Source organism: Spirochaeta thermophila DSM 6192 (genome assembly GCF_000147075.1).
Lineage (GTDB): Bacteria > Spirochaetota > Spirochaetia > Winmispirales > Winmispiraceae > Winmispira > Winmispira thermophila_A.
The window spans coordinates 2,091,951-2,107,115 of the sequence record NC_014484.1 but is presented as its reverse complement, the minus strand read 5'-3'; the positions used below and the strand labels follow the sequence as shown (position 1 = coordinate 2,107,115).

Sequence of the window (15,165 nt, the reverse complement as noted above, 5' to 3'; positions counted from 1 at the left end):
TCTGCTATGCTTGGGGTATGGTCAGGGTAGGGTTCATCGGGTGGCGCGGCATGGTGGGCTCGGTCCTCATGCAGCGCATGAAGGAAGAGCACGACTTCTCGGGTCGCTTCGAGCCTGTGTTTTTCTCCACGTCGCAGGCCGGGCAGAAGGGTCCCGATCTCGGGTTCGACACCGGCATCCTCAAGGATGCCTACGATACCACGACCCTCGCCTCCTGTGACATCCTCGTCTCGTGCCAGGGAGGCGACTACACCAAAGAGGTGTACCCCAGGCTCCGCGCAGAGGGATGGAAGGGCTACTGGATCGATGCCGCCTCCACCCTCCGTATGGAGGAGGATGCGGTCATCGTGCTCGATCCCGTGAACCGGCATGTGATCGACGAGGCCCTCTCCAGGGGGATCAAGAACTACATCGGCGGCAACTGCACGGTGAGCCTCATGCTCATGGCGATAGGAGGGCTCTTCAGGGAAGACCTGGTGGAGTGGCTCTCCTCCATGACCTATCAGGCGGCCTCAGGGGCGGGGGCCCGGCACATGCGCGAGCTCCTCGCTCAGATGAAGGTCCTGGGCGATGCGGCCCACGACCTCCTCCAGGACCCTGCCTCGAGCATCCTGGAGATCGACCGCAGGGTGGCGGAGCGGATGCGGAGCCCGGAGTTCCCGGTACAGGAGTTCGGGGTGCCCCTCGCAGGGAGCCTCATCCCGTGGATCGACCGGCCTGTGGAGGACGGGCAGACGCGGGAGGAGTGGAAGGGGTATGCCGAGACGAACAAGATCCTGGGACGACAGGATGATCCTGTGCCGGTGGACGGCATCTGCGTGCGGATCGGGGCCATGCGAAGCCACAGCCAGGCCCTCACCATAAAGCTGAAGAAGCGCATCTCGCTCAAGGAGGCCGAGGAGCTCATCGCCTCCTCGAGCCGGTGGACCAAGCTCGTCCCCAATGAACGCGAGGCCACCTGCAGGGAACTCACTCCTGCGGCGGTCTCCGGCACCCTCACCGTGGCCGTGGGCCGGGTGCGCTTCATGAAGATGGGACCGGAGTTTCTCACCGCCTTCACGGTGGGCGATCAGCTCCTCTGGGGGGCTGCCGAGCCGGTGAGGAGGGCCCTCCTCATCGTGCTCGATCACCTGGGGGCCTAGGGCCCCTCCTTTTTCGGCCTAGGGCTCTCCCTTTTCCCCCAGGTGCGCCCTGAGGAGCGGGAGGACCTGCTCTGCAGGAAGCCTGCCGTGGACGGCGGGGCCTGCGGCCAGGTCGGCTCCCAGCCCCCATACCCAGGAGAGACCTCCCTCGTCGCCCACTCCTTCCACCACCACCTTCTGGTTCCTGTACCGCAACAGGTGCATGAGGGCCGTGAGGGAGGACTCGTTCCCTTCCACCTCATGCCTGAAGGCGAGGAGGCGCGGATAGGGCAGGATGACGAAGGGGAGGTGGATGGCGTCGTCCCTCGGTTCGAGAGGGATCCACGGCCCAGGGGGACCCACGGTGATCCCCATGCTCCGTACCTCCTCCACCGCGCGTACGAGATGTTCGGGGAGCATGCCTGACCGGAAGGGGAGGAGGAGGATGAGGTGGCCGGGAGGAAGGTGGTAGGCCTCCCCCATGTCCCTCAGCGTGGAGAGGAACGACTGATCGAAGAGGAGGGAGGGTGGGATCCGGGCGACCAGGGGCGGAATGGCGTCCGGGGGGATGGCCCCTTCCCCGGCACCGTGGAGGAGGGTGGCCATGCCCTCCAGGATGAGTTCCCCCACGGTTCCCCCAAGGTTCACCTCTTCGGCCATGGTGAGTATCGCGCCGGGGTTGAGGGAGGGGTCCTTCTCGCAGGAGAGGAGGGCCTCGAGGTAGGCGATGCGTCCGGTTCGGTCCTCCCAGGGTTCCCAGTCGACCTTCACCGTTCTTCCGGCGAGTGCCGTCCTGAGAAGGTCGTACCGGCCGAGCTGTTCCTCGAGGACCTTCTGGTCTTCCCTCTGGAAGACTGCGTACTGGTTCTTGCCCTGTCGCTTCGCCCGATAGAGGGCAATGTCGGCCCTCGAGAGGATCTCCGAGACGCTCCCACCGTCGTCCGGGAAGAAGGCGAGGCCTGCACTGAGCGAGACCTCCAGGGTGGTGTTCCCGTGCTGGAAGGGTTGCTCCCGAAGGACCCTGAATATGCGTTCGAGCACCGAGAGGGCGAAGGCCTTCTGGGAGAGCCCTGGGAGCATGATGACGAACTCGTCACCGGCGATTCGTGCCACCGTGTCCACCTCGCGGCATGCCTCTCTGAGGAGGCGGGCCACGTGTACCAGGTAGAGGTCGCCGGTGCGGTGACCGAAGGTGTCGTTCACCTGTTTGAAGTTGTCCAGGTCGACGAAGATGAGGCCCACCTTCTTCCCTTCCCTCCGTGCACGGGCGCACTCCCGGTCGAGCCTGTCTTCGAGGAGGAACCGGTTGGGGAGATCGGTGAGGGCATCATGATAGGCGAGGTACCGTAACCTCTCCTCCAGCTCCTTCTGCTTGGAGATCTCGTGGAAGATGCCCACGTAGTGGACCTTCCCCTCGGTATCGGTGAACCGGGAGATGGAGAGCCACTCGGGATACACCTCACCCGACTTCCTCCGGTTCCATATCTCGTCGGCCCACCACCCCTTTGTGGTGAGGTCGTGCCACATCCTCTCAAAGAATTCGGGAGGGTGATGATCGGATTTGAGGATGCGGAGATTCTTTCCTATCACTTCTTCCTCGGAGTAGCCGGTGATCTCGGTGAAGGCGGGGTTCACCATCTCGATGTTCCCCTCTTTGTCGGTGACGACCATGCCCTCATAGGCGTGTTCGAAGATCCACCGGAAGAGGAGGAGGGAGGTGCGGTACTCCCGCTCCCGCGTGGTCTCCCTGCCGAAGTAGAAGGTGCCCCGGGGACTGGTGCTGGGGGAGGCGATGAACGAGTACCACCGGTCGCCCACCTTGATGTCCTGGAGTTCGGGTCCCGCCTGGTGGATGATCCCCTTAAGGGGAGGCGGGGGCCCTTCGTCGCAGAAGCCTTCGGGGAGCCCGAAGATGCGGGCGGCGCTCCGGTTGGCGTAGGTGATCCTGCCCTGTTCGTTCACGAAGACCACGGGGTTGGGGTTCTCCTGGGGGAACCGGGCGAGGAAGGCGGCCCGTTCCACCAGGGAGTCCTTCTCCTCCATGGTACGCTGGAGCGAGTCCATGAGGGTGTTGAAGTAGGCCCCGAGGAGGCCGAGTTCGTTCGAAGGCAGGTCCGTGAGCCTGAGGTCGAGCTTGCCCGCGGTGGCGAGGCGGAGCACGGGGATGGCCCTCAGAATGGGCCTGGTGAGGGAGAAGTAGAAGTAGATGGAGAGTCCAAGGGAGAGGATGAAGGCGAGACCCAGGATACCGAGCGAGAAGAGGAGGAACGAGGAGTAGATCCGCTCCTGGAGGAGGGGGCGTTGGAGCACCACCACCTTCCAGCCGAAGTCGGGGATGATCCTCCAGGCCAGGGCCCATTGCACCCCCTGGTACGTCCTCCAGGAGAATCCCCCATCTTCTTCAAGAGAGGTGAGTTCCTGGAGGAGCCCTTTTTCCGGGGCGGGGTCCGTGGATGCGAGGGGGAGCGGAGATCCGTCCAGGATGAAGACCTGCATACCGGTATCGCCGGAGAGGGTGGAGATGAGGGTGGACAGGAGGGTGAGGTTGACGAGTTCGCCGAACTCTTCTTTATACGCGGTGGCGGTCACGATCCAGTCCCAGGGGGCGTAGTAGTCCATGTAGAGGACCTTCTTCCTGGGGCCAGGCTCTCCGGGATTCTGGCGGTCGTATTCGAGATACCCGCGCTTCACCCGGGTCTGATACGCAGTGACCCAGTAGGAGAGCTGGTTGGTCCCCTCCACCTCGGGGGAAGGGTGGAGCAGGATATTCCCCTCCGAGTCGAGGATCACGAAGTAGCCTTCACGGGCGATCTTCCACGAGCGGAGGGCCGAGCGTACCGTCCTCTGTGCCTCTCCTTCGGAGACGATGCCCTCTTCCACGTGGCGGGCCGTCTGCCGTACGAGGAGGAGGGCGCGGTCCACCTCCTCTTTGAGCGCATTGAGTATGAGTGTCTTTCCCACCTGCTCTACGGTTTCCACGAGGCGCCGGCTCTCCTCGAGGGCCTCCTCCTCGGCCATCCGGGTGGTGAAGTTTTTGAAGAAGAGGGAGCTGAGGAATATCATCAACCCCAGTACCAGGAGTACGCTCACCACGTGGGTGGTGAATATCCTGAAGGTGAGGGAGCGTGAGAGGGGGATGCCTCGTGCGGAAGGTGCCTCCGGTTGTCGTATCGTGTACATGTCGTCTATAGTATAGGACGCGGGGAGGGTGTTTTCAAACAACGGAGACGGTCCACGTGCGGCCCTCTGGACTAAATCCGACAAAACAAGTAATATTTGGGTGCCTATGGCGAACGCACATGTGAGTCTTCAGATACTCCCCATGGTGGAACAGGATCGGCTCTACCGGGTGGTGGACCGGGTGATCGAGTACATCCGGGCCTCGGGGGTGCGGTACGTGGTGGGGCCCATGGAGACCACGATGGAGGGCGAGCTCGACGAGCTCCTCGAGATCGTGAAGGAGGCGCACCGGATCTGCGAGCAGGAGGGTGCGTGGCGGGTGGCCGCGGTGATCAAGACCGACTATGTGCCCGAGGGAGTGAGCTTTGAGGAGAAGTTGGAGAAGTACCGCTAGCCCCTTCCTCACCGGCGTGGGACTCCTCGCCGTGTGGGAGGCCGCCTCCCGGCTCGGCGCCGTCTCCCCCTTCCTCCTCCCCGCCCCCAGCGCCGTCCTCGCCGAGCTCGTCCGCCAGGCCCCGCTCCTCCTCCCGCACCTGGGCGCCACCCTGCTCTCCGGTCTCGGCGGCTTCCTGGTGGGCGTCTTCCTGGGCGTGGGACTCGCCCTCGTGCTGGACGCCTTCCCCCGTCTCCGCGCCGCCCTCTACCCCTTCCTGGTGATCTCCCAGACCATCCCCATCATCTTCCTCTATCCCCTCTTCCTCATCTGGTTCGGCTACGGACTTACGAGCAAGCTCATGGTGGTGGTGCTTGTCTGCTTCTTCCCGGTGATCGTGAGCCTCCTCGACGGCCTCGCCTCGGTGGACCCCGAGCTCCTCGACCTCTTCGCCTCCATGAGGGCCGGGTGGTGGCAGACCTTTTGGCTCGTGCGCTTCCCCGCCGCCCTCCCTTCCCTCTTCTCGGGCCTCACGGTCTCGGCCACCTACAGCATCATGGGCGCGGTGATCGGGGAGTGGCTCGGTGCCCCCCGGGGGCTCGGGGTCTACATGCTCCGTGCCTACAAGACCTTCTCCACTGCCCGGGTCTTCGCCGCCATACTCGTGGTCGTGGTGGCGAGCCTCGTGGTGGTGTACCTGGTGAAGCTCGTATCCCGTCTCGCCATGCCCTGGAGGGCGCGGCGGGAGACCGTCACAGGCCCCTCGCGGAACGCGGGGGATCGTACTCACATGAGGAGTGTACCATGAGGACGTTCCGGATCGTGAGCGTGTGCGCAGGCCTCATCCTGATAGCAGGAATCCTTCCTGCAGCGGGAGGGGGGGAGAGACCTTCCCTCACTCCGATCACTGTGGTCCTTGATTGGACCGTGAACACCAACCACACCGGACTCTACGTGGCCCTCGAGGAGGGCTACTACCGTGAGGAGGGCCTCGCTGTCTCGATCATCACCCCTCCTGAGACCGGTGGGGTCTCGCTCCTCCTGGCCGGCAAGGCCCAGTTCGCCGTGAGCTATCAGGAGGAGGTCACCTATGCGCGGGCTGCGGGACGGCCCGTCAAGGCCATCGCCGCCGTGATCCAGCACAACACCTCGGGGTTCGCGGCCCGCGTGGAGGAGGGGATCAGGACCCCCAAGGACTTCGAGGGCAAGACCTACGGCGGATGGGGCTCGCCCATCGAGGAGGCGGTGCTCAAGGCTGTGATGCAGGCCTATGGCGCCGACTACGCCAAGGTGCGCAACGTCACGGTAAGGGCGGTGGACTTCTTCGCCGCCACCGAAGGAGAGGTGGACTTCATGTGGATCTTCGAAGGGTGGGATGGGGTGGCCGCCCGGCTCAAGGGGATTCCCATCACCTACATCCCCATCGCCGAGATAGAGCCCGCCCTCGACTACTACACCCCGGTCCTCGTCACCACCGACGGGTACATCGAGCAGCATCCCGAGGTGGTGCGCGCCTTCCTCAGGGCCACGAGCCGGGGGTACCGGTTCGCCATCGAACACCCGGACGAGGGGGCGGAGATCCTCCTCTCCTATGCGCCCGAGCTCGATCCCGATCTGGTTCGGGAGAGCCAGCGGTATCTCGCAGGCCAGTACGCGAGGGGGGCGGCCCGCTGGGGCGAGATGAAGCTGGAGGTGTGGCGGCGGTTTGCCGACTGGCTCACACGCCATGGACTGCTCGAAGGCGCCTTCGTGCCCGAGGAGGCCTTCACCAACGAGTTCCTGCCGTAACGTAAGGACTACGGCGCGTGATGTGGATGCAGGGGAGCACGCCTCACGCGTGGAGGCCGGTCTTCCCCCGCTCACACGTGATACGGACGCAGGGGCGGCGCGGTATCCGGTGCCGCCCCCTCATCCGTCCTGAGGAGGGACCCGCATGAACAAAAAGGAGATAGAGCCTTCTCGCGAGGGAGTCTCCTCCCCTGTGCCCCGCCCGGCCAAGCTGCAGGCGGAGGGGATCTCCATGCGCTTCGGCGACCTCGCGGTGCTGGAAGGGATCTCCTTCTCCCTTGCAGAGGGCGAGTTCCTCTGCCTTCTCGGCCCTTCGGGGTGCGGGAAGAGCACCCTCCTCAGGATCCTCTCCGGCCTCCTCCTGCCGGTCTCTGGGAGGGCCCTCCTTGACGGTGAGGAGATCACCGGCCAGACCAGCAAGGTGAGCTACATGCACCAACGGGACCTCCTCCTCCCCTGGAAGACCGTGCTCGACAATGTGGCGGTTCCCCTCGTCCTCAAGGGGTACGGCTGGAGAGAGGCGCGGAGGAAGGCGCGTGCCCATCTGGAGGTCTTTGGCCTTAGCGGCTTTGAGGACTACTATCCCTCCCAGCTCTCGGGTGGGATGCGTCAGAGGGCGGCCCTCCTTCGCACCTACCTCTACCGAAGCGACGTCATGCTCCTGGACGAGCCCTTTGGTGCACTCGACGCCATCACGAGAGAGCGCCTTCAGGAGTGGCTCCTGGGGGTGGTGGACCGCCTCTCCACCTCGGTGCTCCTGGTCACCCACGACGTGGACGAGGCCATCCTCCTCGCCGATCGCATCCTGGTGCTCTCACCCCGGCCGGGGCGCGTGGTGGCAGCTCACCCGGTTCCCTTCTCCCGTCCGAGGACCAGGGAGCATCTCCTCACCACTGAGTACCTCTCCCTCAAAGCGAACATACTGGAAGAACTCAGAACCTGGTCCGGGTGAGCTCGATCTGACCGCCTGAAGACAGTCACGCCCTCTGCCGATAATGGGAGTGACACCAGGTAAGGAGGCCCCATGAGAGCCCTTGGCGTCGCGGTCCTTGTGGTGTGTGTGCTCTTCCCCCTCGGAGCAGGAGATGGCTCCCCCGTGGAGATCAGCCCCTATCCCACGCTCTGGGGAGCGGGGGCGACGATCACGTGGCGGCTCTTTCCTTTCTATAAACCTCCGCTCCATCCTTCCCTTTTCCTGGGAGCCGATGTGGCGTGGGCCACGGACGGTGCCTACTACCGTCTTCCGGACGGGAGGATCTACACCGGGGATGGGGCCTCGCCCCCATCCGGGGATACAGGATACCACTACCTGAAGAGCCGGTGGCGGTTCGGGATCACCCAGGCCTTCCTCGCCACGAGAACCCATGACTATGTGGGTGTCACCCTGGAATATGCCGGACTGTGGCGGGACCACCTCGATCGCAGGGACACCGAGGAGCTCCTCTTCCTCTCCCGGCTCCCGGAGAGGGATGGGGCTCTCCAGCATGAGCTACGGGCAAGAGTCTTCGTGGACTATGTGGAGGTCCACCCTGTCCACGGCTACGAGCAGGGAGTGTGGGCGGGGCTCTGGTACAGGACGGTCCCTCCGGGCTGGGGTTCCACGCCCTCGGGAGAGCCTCTCTCGTTCTCGGGGGTCGGAGGGGAGGTGCGGGGGTATCTCCCCCTCTGGGACAGGGATCCACAGGTGAACGCGACGTCTCTCCTCGCGGCCTTCCTCCTGACGGGGGAGAAGGTGTGGGGTGATGCGGTGCCGTTCTATGAGAAGGGTACGAGGCTGGGGTATCTGAGAGGCGTCGACGGAGCCGGACTCGACACCCTCACCTCGTGGGCCGCCGACGTGGAACTCAGGTGGTACCTCCCTCCTGTGGGCGAGCTCCTCGGGGGGATCCTCTGGCCGGTGGTGGTGGCCTTCGTGGATACAGGCTGCTTTTGGGACGAAACCCCGTCTGAATCAACACTCGTGGCGGATACTGGAATGGGGTTCTTCTTCGATTTTACCCCCTATTTCCAGCTCGGTGTGACCACCCAGTGGCGCCTCCTGGGCACGAATGTCGACGGCTCCGTGTGCACACCCTTCAGGATGAGCTTCGGCTATCTCTACTGAATCCCCGTTGGCGGCCGTGGGCCCCGTTTTCTTGTGGCGCGATTCCCTGTTCCCGTGTATACTGTGAGGTGATCACGGGCAGGATGGGCCATGGAAAAGAGCCTCCCGTACGACGAGTTCTGGAGAGAGTATGAGGAGTATCTCGTCTTCCACAGGGTGTGGCACCCACAGCACGCCCCGCGAGCCGGTGTGCTCCTCCTCCACGAGGCGGGCCTCCACTCCGGTTTCTACGTGAGGGTGGGAGGATTCCTCTCATCTCACGGGTTCGGCGTGGCGGCGCCCGACCTTCCGGGCCAGGGGGTCTCCTGTCCTCGGCGGACCCCTCCCCTCTCCCCCGAGGGACTCCTCGACCTTGTGGAGGACCTCCTCCATATGTGCGACGGTCTCTTCGAGGACGTGCCTCTCTTCCTCGCAGGGGAGGGGGCGGGTGCGAGCCTCGCCCTCGCCTTCGGGCTCATGAGCCCCGGCCGATGCGCGGGCCTGGTCCTCTCGTCGCCCTTTCCCACCTCCGAGAGCCTCCCGCGTCGCCTGTGGGGCACCCGCTTCCCCTCGCTCGGAGGACCGGGGCCCGAAGTCCACGGAGTAGTCGACCCGCTCCTCTCCCTCCGCATCCTGCGGGATCCCCTCTGTAGCGGGAAGGTACCGTCTTCGTTCCACACCGCTCTGAGGAAGCTCCTCGCCCTCTCCCGGGAGCGGAGGAGGAGACTCGCCCTCCCGGTCTTCATCGCCTGCGGGGATCACGACCCCCTCGTCCCCCGCGGAGGGATCGATTCCCTCTACGACGAAGTGCCGGCTGATGAGCGGGTCCTCCGGAGGTACCGCCGCGGAGGACACTTCCTCCTCCTCGATCTCACCGAGGAGGAGGTGTTCCACGACCTGCTCCTCTGGATGGAGGAACGTATCCTCTGAGGAAGTCCTCGGAACCCTTCCACACGTCCGAAGCCCGAGCCCTCGCCGGGCCTGGTTGACCGGAGGTGAGCTCTTTCTCCATAATGACGTACACGTTCGGGCATCTTTCATGTACCTGCGCCACACTTCTCGAGATGAAAGGAGTACGATCGATGAAACGAGGTCTCTCGCTTCTTGCAGTGGGTCTCGCGATGGCTCTCATCCTCACGGGATGCGCGAGGAAAGAGGAAGGGGCCGTCGGGGAGAAGACCCTGAAGGCGGGTTTCGTCTACGTGGGACCCGTGGGTGACTACGGGTGGTCCCATGCCCACGACCAGGGGCGGAAGTACGTGGAAGAGAAGTTCCCCTGGCTGAAGACGGTGTACGTGGAGTCCGTGGCCCCCGGCGATGCCGGGAGGATCATCGACCGGCTCGTGAACGAGGAGCAGTGCGATGTGGTCTTCACCACGAGCTTCGATTACATGGACGAGACGGTGAAGGCCGCCCAGCGGTATCCGGATACCATCCTCATGCATTGCTCGGGCTTCAAGCGGGCCGAGAACCTGGGGACTTACTTCGCCGAGCTCTACCAGATCTACTACCTCAACGGCCTCATGGCCGGCGCCCTCACCGCATCGGGCAAGGTGGGATACGTAGGGGCCTATCCCATCCCCGAGGTGGTCCGCCACATCAACGCCTACGCCCTGGGGGTGAAGGCGGTCAATCCCGACGCCGAGGTGCACGTACGCTGGATCTACAGCTGGTACGATCCCAACAAGGCGCGCGAGGCGGCCGAGGCCCTCGTGGCGGAGGGGGTGGATGTCCTCGCCTTCACCGAGGATTCCCCGGCGGTGATCGAGGTGGCCCAGGAGTACACCGAGAAGGGGAAGCCGGTCTATGCCTTCAGCCACTACAGCCCCATGCAGCGCTTCGGAGAGGATGCCGTGGTCTCGGGCCAGCTGGTGGACTGGGGCATCATGTACGAGAAGATCCTGAAGGACATCCACGACGGTACCTGGAAGAGCGAGGACCTCTGGTGGAGGGCCGGGGAGGGGGCTGCGCTCCTCGGTGGGGAGTTCGACGAACCCATCAACGAGAAGTTCGTACCCCGCCTCAAGGAGCTCACGGTGGAGACCCCCGATCTTGGGAAGATCTCTGTCTACGATCTGGTGATGAAGCGGTACGAGCAGATGAAGACCCTGGAGTTCGAACCCTTCACCGGACCCGTCTACGATCAAAAGGGCGCGCTGCGGATCCCGGAGGGAGTCCGCGCCACCAAGGATGAGCTCCTCTCCATGGACTACCACGTGGACAACGTGGTCACTCCGCTTCCCCGGGACTGATGCACGGAATCGCCGCCCCGCTCCCGCGGGGCGGCTTCCCCTCTCGTGTCTGGGCGTCCTCCGGATACCGGAAGCAGGAAGGAGCGGTCGATGCCGAAGGTCCAATCCCTCGAGCTCAAGGCGATCACCAAGGTCTTCCCCCAGGTGGTGGCCAACAGTGATGTCTCGTTCTCCGTGAGGGCGGGCGAGATCGTGGGCCTCCTCGGAGAGAACGGGGCAGGGAAGACCACGCTCATGAACATCCTCTACGGCCTCTACCAACCCACCTCGGGTTCCATCCTCGTGGACGGCCGTGAAGTCCGCTTCCGCTCCCCTGCGGACGCGATACGGGCGGGCATCGGCATGGTGCCCCAGCACTCCATGCTGGTGGAGAACCACACCGTGCTCGAGAACCTCGTCCTGGCGGACCCATCCCTTCCGTTCTTGTTCCCCCACAGGGCGATGAGGCGGAAGGTGGAGGCGATCCTCGCACGGTATGGGTTCCCTCTCGATCTCGATGCCTTCGTGTGGGAGCTCTCGGCCGGGCAGCGACAGCGCGTGGAGATCGTGAAGGCCTTGATTCAGGGGTCCGACGTGCTCATACTGGACGAGCCCACCTCGGTCCTCACCCCCCAGGAGACGCAGGAGCTCTTCTCGGTGTTGCGGGAGTTCGCGGCCCAGGGACACGCGGTGATCCTCATCTCGCACAAGCTGGAGGAGATCTTCCAGGTGTGCGGCCGTGTGGTGGTCCTGCGGAAGGGCCGGGTGGTGGGCGAGGCCTCTACGGCCTCGATCGACAAGCGGGAGCTCGCCCGCATGATGGTGGGCCGGGAGGTGATCTTCTCGGTGGATCGGCGTCCCGTGGAACCGGGGGAGGTGGTGCTCGAGGTGGAGGACCTGGTGGTCCGGGGTGACAGGGGTGAGACCGCGGTGGAGGGGGTGAGCTTCACGATAAGGCGGCATCAGGTGTTGGGCGTCGCAGGCGTGTCGGGGAACGGGCAGAAGGAGCTCGTGGAGGCCATCACCGGCCTGAGGAGGCCTGTCTCGGGAGTGATACGGCTGAAGGGACACGGTGTCACCGGGGCGACCCCCCGGGTGCTCCATGCCCTGGGGGTGGGCCACATCCCCGAAGAGCGACTCCGGTTCGGGACCGTGCCCAACCTCCTCATCTATGAGAACGCGGTTCTCAAGCACCACCACATGAGACCGTTCTCAGATGTCGTCTTCCTCAACGTCCGTTCCATGGAGGAGCACGCCCGTAGGATCGTGGACGACTTCGGGGTGGAGGCCCCTTCGATCTATGCCCGCACCGGAAACCTCTCCGGGGGTAACATCCAGAAACTCATCCTGGGGAGGGAGATGAGTCGGAAGCCGGACCTCCTGGTGGCCTCGCACCCCACGTATGGGCTCGACGTGGGGGCCACGGAGTACATACGCAGGCAGATCCTCAGGCAGCGCGACGAGGGGGCGGCGGTCCTCCTCGTCTCCGAGGACCTCGAGGAAATCCTGGAGCTCTCTGACCTCATCGGCGTCATGTACCGTGGGAGGATGGTCTTCCTCGCCCCGGCAGAGGAGGTGGACGTGGAGGAGATCGGCTATCACATGGCAGGCGTGGAGGCCCGCGTATGAGGGTGCAGATCGAACGGAGACTCGAGGCGGGGATGGCCTTCTCCGCCGCCGTCATCGGCCTCGCTCTGGCGGGAGGGGTGCTGGTGGTGGGGTTCCTCTTCCTCCTCAAGGGGGCAGACCCCCTGCAGGTGATCGTCGAGGTGTTTTCCGGATCCTTCGGCAGTGTGTACGGCCTCAAGGAGACCCTCGCGAAGGCCATCCCCCTCGTGCTCATCGGTGTGGGGTTGTGCATCCCCTTCCAGGCGAAGTTCTGGAACATCGGCGCCGAGGGCCAACTCCTCGCCGGCGCCGTGGCCGCCACGTGGTACGCCCTCAACGTGGCCCATGCCCTTCCGCTGTGGGTGAACCTCCCCCTCATGATGCTCTCAGGGGCACTCGGAGGGGCCCTCTGGTCTTCGATCCCGGTGCTCCTCAAGGAGCGCTTCGGGGTCAACGAGGTGATCGCCACCCTCATGCTCAACTACATCGCGTTCGAGCTGGTCACCCTGCTCGTGGTGGGTCCGTGGAGGGGGGCGACCCAGCAGGGGTACCCCTACACGGACGATTTTCCCCTCTCGGCGCGCATCCCCCTCCTCCCGGGTACCCGCATTCACCTCTTCACCCTCGTAGTGGCCCTGGTGGCCGTGGGAGCGGCATGGATCATCCTCTACCGGACGAGGTTGGGCTACGAAGTGCGCGTGGTGGGAGAGAGCCGGGATGCCGCGCGCTACGCCGGGATCCATACCGGCCCGGTGCTCCTCTTCGCCATGGCCCTCTCCGGGGCCCTCGCGGGTCTCGCGGGTGTGGGTGAGGTGGCCGCGATCCACTACCACCTCTCGTATCCCGCGAATATCTCGGCCGGATACGGGTTCACCGGGATCATCGTCGCATGGCTCGCCCGGCGGAATCCGGTCCTCGTGCCGCTCACCGCCTTTTTCTTCGCCGGTATCGCGGTGGGAGGGGATGCGCTTCAGATCTCGGTGGGGCTTCCCGCCTCCACCGTCCAGGTCTTCAACGGCATCCTCCTCCTCTCGCTCGTTGCAGCGGAGTTCTTCCTCAACTATCGCATCGTGATCCGATCCGGGAGGATCTGATGGACATGACCCTGCTTCATTCGCTCCTCCAGAGGACCCTCGTCGCCGGGACCCCCCTCCTTCTCGGCATCCTGGGCGAAGTGCTCACCGAACGGGCCGGTATCCTCAACCTGGGTATCGAGGGACTCATGTCGGTGGGAGCGGTGGTGGCCTTCATGGTGGGGTTCTCCACGGGAAGCGCCCTCCTCGCGGTGCTCGCGGCCATGGCGGCCGCAGCCCTGCTCGCCGGAGTGCACGCCTTCTTCTCGGTGAGCCTCCGAGGCAATCAAGTGGTGTCCGGTCTCGCCCTCGCCATGGTGGGTACCGGTATCGCGAGCGTGTGGGGCAAGTCCTACATCGGCATGCGTCAGCCGGTACGGGTCGCTCCCCTCGATGTGCCCTTCCTCTCTGAGATCCCCGTCGTCGGGGTGCTCTTTTCTCAGAGCGCCTTCTTCTACCTGGGGCTCGTGCTCGCAGTGCTCCTCTGGTTCTTCTTCTATCATACCCGAGGCGGGGTGATCCTACGATCGGTGGGTGAGCATCCGCGGGCAGCCGAGAGCGAAGGAGTGCCGGTACAACGGGTGAGAATCCTCGCCACGGTGACAGGGGGGGCGTTTTCGGGGCTCGCGGGGGCCCAGCTCGTGCTCTCGTACACGGCCTCGTGGACCGAGGGCGTGGTGGGAGGTCGTGGGTGGATCGTGGTGGCGCTCACCATCTTCTCGCTGTGGCATCCCCTGCGGGCGGTCTGGGGAGCCTTCCTCTTCGGCGGGATCTTCGTGCTGCAGTACGTGCTCCAGCCGTGGGGGTTCTCCCCCAACCTCCTTGCGATGCTCCCCTATCTCGCCACCCTCCTCATCCTCACGACCGAAGGGCTGCGGAGGGAGCGGCGGAGAGGACGTGAACCCGCCATGCTGGGAGAGCCCTACGCTCCAGGGGAGCGCTGAGCCCTCGCCTTCCTGTAGTGTTCCTCTATGTCGAGGGCGTCCCAGGGGTAATAGACCCAGTAGTCCTCGAGATCCTCTCCCACGAACACCTGTGATATACCGGGGGGAAACTCCGCCTTCTTGGGCTTCCGTTTGTTGTGGAGCACCATCACGGAGATGGCCGCGGGCTCGTTGCGGAGGAGCTCCGAGAGGCAGTAGGCGAGGGTGGAGCGTGTGTCGTCCACCTCGTCCACGAGGAGGATGCGTCTGCCCTTGAGCTTTTTCTCCACCTCGTCGATCCACTGGATCTTCTGAGGCACCTCCATGGGTCTGTTGTTCACGTCGTAGTAGGCGATACCCACGGTGAGAATGGGTTTCTCGATGTATGTGCGGAGGATGCGGGCGGGTATGAACCCTCCCGTTCCTATGGCGACGATGACATCGGGATCGAACCGGGACTCCTGTATACGCCGGGCGAGGCGTTCCACGGTCCGATGGATGTCCTCATAGGTGAAGTAGTAGGCCGAACTCTCCATGGACAATACTCTACCTGTTTTCGGAAAAAAGGCAAGGTATCCTCGAGACACGAACGGGAAAGCGGACCCAAAAGGAGGGGGGAGGGGTTTATTGGAGTGGTTTTTGTCGTGTTTTGGCGGTTTTTGATCTATAGAAATGGCATATGAACAAAAAAGATTGAAAATTTCTGCACATTCTACTGCTAAAATGGGGGTATGCTGATATATCAAGCCTCGGCTGGTTTTCTTTATTCTCCATATAGACACAAA

13 protein-coding genes are annotated in these 15,165 nt (G+C 64.1%); 11 read left to right on the top strand and 2 right to left on the bottom strand.

Going from position 1 to position 15,165, the window contains the following annotated elements; genetic code table 11:
• Positions 1-17 precede the first annotated feature (17 nt).
• Complete coding sequence (asd, locus tag STHERM_RS09590) at positions 18-1,142, top strand: aspartate-semialdehyde dehydrogenase (protein WP_013314694.1); 1,125 nt, start codon at positions 18-20, stop codon at positions 1,140-1,142.
• A gap of 18 nt (positions 1,143-1,160) precedes the next feature.
• Here the strand turns inward: asd and STHERM_RS09585 are convergent, their stop codons facing one another.
• The gene (locus tag STHERM_RS09585) at positions 1,161-4,301 is read right to left on the bottom strand and encodes a diguanylate cyclase domain-containing protein (RefSeq protein WP_013314693.1); all 3,141 of its coding nucleotides are present in this window, start codon (positions 4,299-4,301) and stop codon (positions 1,161-1,163) included.
• Positions 4,302-4,407: 106 nt separating this feature from the next.
• Here STHERM_RS09585 and STHERM_RS09580 point away from each other — a divergent pair, with 106 nt between their 5' ends.
• The 10 genes from STHERM_RS09580 (at position 4,408) to STHERM_RS09535 (ending at position 14,401) form a co-directional block, all read left to right on the top strand.
• Positions 4,408-4,695: a thiamine-binding protein gene (locus STHERM_RS09580; protein WP_041623561.1), complete on the top strand. Its 288-nt coding sequence runs from the start codon at positions 4,408-4,410 to the stop codon at positions 4,693-4,695.
• A complete protein-coding gene (locus STHERM_RS09575) occupies positions 4,667-5,482 on the top strand; it encodes an ABC transporter permease (protein WP_013314692.1) in 816 nt (271 codons plus the stop codon). Before STHERM_RS09580 ends, STHERM_RS09575 begins: the two co-directional genes overlap by 29 nt.
• Entirely contained in the window at positions 5,479-6,462 is a 984-nt protein-coding gene (locus tag STHERM_RS09570; RefSeq protein ID WP_013314690.1) for an ABC transporter substrate-binding protein, read from the top strand. The genes STHERM_RS09575 and STHERM_RS09570 overlap by 4 nt, the downstream gene beginning before the upstream one ends.
• 145 nt (positions 6,463-6,607) lie before the next feature.
• Positions 6,608-7,414 (top strand): ABC transporter ATP-binding protein, encoded by an 807-nt coding sequence (locus STHERM_RS09565; protein ID WP_013314689.1) that lies wholly within the window; start codon positions 6,608-6,610, stop codon positions 7,412-7,414.
• A gap of 72 nt (positions 7,415-7,486) precedes the next feature.
• Complete coding sequence (locus tag STHERM_RS09560; RefSeq protein WP_013314688.1) at positions 7,487-8,566, top strand: hypothetical protein; 1,080 nt, start codon at positions 7,487-7,489, stop codon at positions 8,564-8,566.
• 90 nt (positions 8,567-8,656) lie between these two features.
• The gene (locus STHERM_RS09555; protein ID WP_013314687.1) at positions 8,657-9,475 is read left to right on the top strand and encodes an alpha/beta fold hydrolase; all 819 of its coding nucleotides are present in this window, start codon (positions 8,657-8,659) and stop codon (positions 9,473-9,475) included.
• 152 nt (positions 9,476-9,627) lie between these two features.
• Positions 9,628-10,797: a BMP family ABC transporter substrate-binding protein gene (locus STHERM_RS09550; RefSeq protein WP_041623559.1), complete on the top strand. Its 1,170-nt coding sequence runs from the start codon at positions 9,628-9,630 to the stop codon at positions 10,795-10,797.
• A 90-nt stretch (positions 10,798-10,887) separates the two neighbouring features.
• Entirely contained in the window at positions 10,888-12,405 is a 1,518-nt protein-coding gene (locus STHERM_RS09545) for an ABC transporter ATP-binding protein (protein WP_013314685.1), read from the top strand.
• A complete protein-coding gene (locus tag STHERM_RS09540; protein ID WP_013314684.1) occupies positions 12,402-13,478 on the top strand; it encodes an ABC transporter permease in 1,077 nt (358 codons plus the stop codon). Before STHERM_RS09545 ends, STHERM_RS09540 begins: the two co-directional genes overlap by 4 nt.
• On the top strand, positions 13,478-14,401 hold the full coding sequence (locus STHERM_RS09535; RefSeq protein ID WP_041623557.1) for an ABC transporter permease: 924 nt from the start codon (positions 13,478-13,480) through the stop codon (positions 14,399-14,401). Before STHERM_RS09540 ends, STHERM_RS09535 begins: the two co-directional genes overlap by 1 nt.
• Here the strand turns inward: STHERM_RS09535 and STHERM_RS09530 are convergent.
• On the bottom strand, positions 14,380-14,916 hold the full coding sequence (locus STHERM_RS09530; RefSeq protein ID WP_013314682.1) for a phosphoribosyltransferase: 537 nt from the start codon (positions 14,914-14,916) through the stop codon (positions 14,380-14,382). The genes STHERM_RS09535 and STHERM_RS09530 overlap by 22 nt on opposite strands.
• Positions 14,917-15,165: the final 249 nt, after the last annotated feature.

Bases quoted from the DNA above. Each gene is read 5' to 3' on its own strand.
- asd (WP_013314694.1), top strand. From the start codon at position 18: ATGGTCAGGGTAGGGTTCATCGGGTGGCGCGGCATGGTGGGCTCGGTC.
- STHERM_RS09585 (WP_013314693.1), bottom strand. From the start codon at position 4,301: ATGTACACGATACGACAACCGGAGGCACCTTCCGCACGAGGCATCCCC.
- STHERM_RS09580 (WP_041623561.1), top strand. From the start codon at position 4,408: ATGGCGAACGCACATGTGAGTCTTCAGATACTCCCCATGGTGGAACAG.
- STHERM_RS09570 (WP_013314690.1), top strand. From the start codon at position 5,479: ATGAGGACGTTCCGGATCGTGAGCGTGTGCGCAGGCCTCATCCTGATA.
- STHERM_RS09565 (WP_013314689.1), top strand. From the start codon at position 6,608: ATGAACAAAAAGGAGATAGAGCCTTCTCGCGAGGGAGTCTCCTCCCCT.
- STHERM_RS09560 (WP_013314688.1), top strand. From the start codon at position 7,487: ATGAGAGCCCTTGGCGTCGCGGTCCTTGTGGTGTGTGTGCTCTTCCCC.
- STHERM_RS09555 (WP_013314687.1), top strand. From the start codon at position 8,657: ATGGAAAAGAGCCTCCCGTACGACGAGTTCTGGAGAGAGTATGAGGAG.
- STHERM_RS09550 (WP_041623559.1), top strand. From the start codon at position 9,628: ATGAAACGAGGTCTCTCGCTTCTTGCAGTGGGTCTCGCGATGGCTCTC.
- STHERM_RS09545 (WP_013314685.1), top strand. From the start codon at position 10,888: ATGCCGAAGGTCCAATCCCTCGAGCTCAAGGCGATCACCAAGGTCTTC.
- STHERM_RS09540 (WP_013314684.1), top strand. From the start codon at position 12,402: ATGAGGGTGCAGATCGAACGGAGACTCGAGGCGGGGATGGCCTTCTCC.
- STHERM_RS09535 (WP_041623557.1), top strand. From the start codon at position 13,478: ATGGACATGACCCTGCTTCATTCGCTCCTCCAGAGGACCCTCGTCGCC.
- STHERM_RS09530 (WP_013314682.1), bottom strand. From the start codon at position 14,916: ATGGAGAGTTCGGCCTACTACTTCACCTATGAGGACATCCATCGGACC.